This window comes from Vibrio sp. 1249-1 (assembly GCF_033340495.1).
Window position 1 is genome coordinate 1 of record NZ_JAWOWJ010000278.1, and the last position, 881, is coordinate 881.

1 protein-coding gene is annotated in these 881 nt (G+C 47.0%); it reads left to right on the forward strand.

Going from position 1 to position 881, the window contains the following annotated elements; genetic code table 11:
* Nucleotides 1-93 precede the first annotated feature (93 nt).
* Nucleotides 94-881, forward strand: a 788-nt coding sequence (gene flgA / locus R7Z50_RS25830) for a flagellar basal body P-ring formation chaperone FlgA (RefSeq protein ID WP_318149520.1), incomplete at its 3' end; no start/stop codon positions are given.

Consider the following 881-nt stretch of genomic DNA (forward strand, 5'->3'; position numbering starts at 1 on the left):
AAATGTGATCGCCATGCATCTTTCCTTACAGTCGGCTCGAATACGCCAAGATACAAACAAGATACGTGCCATAAAATTTATTTATATTTATCAATGACTTACAAACAAGAGTGGAAACCAAACTTCCGGTTTACGGAAAGCAAAAAAATTAGGGGGAAAACTCTAATTTCCTCAAAGTGGATACTGTTATTAGGAATTCTTTCGGCAGGACAAACTTTCGCTAACTCGGACCAAACCACCTTCTCATCGGAGGAGCTAAAGGCCGTTGTCGCGAAACATTTTGAACAAGAAGTAGACCGCGTAGCCAAGTCTAACCAGTGGGGCGAGTACCAACTGGAGTACGACTTGTGGGTGCCAGGTTCTGCCAACCATTTACCCAAATGCGATGCCAAATTGGTGATCACGGGTCGCGATAACCAACCTTTGCCAGTCGGTAACTTAAAGCGTTCCGTCAGTTGCGAAGATCTCACTGCTCCATGGCGAATCAATGTCACGATCAAATCTTCGGTCACACTGCCAGTGGTGGTTGCGGCGACGACTGTAGGTCGCAGTGAAGTGGTGACAGCCAATCATCTGAAATTGGAAACTCGAACCATTTCGCGCTCAGACGATTTCTACACCGATCCTAAACACGCCATCGGCTTGGAAACCACGCGTCGACTCCGCGCCGGACAAGTCGTCGATCCAACCAACTTAAGTGCCCCCGCTTTGATTGAGAAAGGCAATGAAATCATCATCATTGCTAGCAAAGATGGATTTAGTGCAAGCACCAAAGGTGTCGCCTTAGAAGATGGAGCGAAAGGCCAACAGATTGAGGTAGAAAACCTCAGTTCTGGCAGAGTCATTCGAGCGGTTGTGACAGGAAGAAACCAAGTTCATAC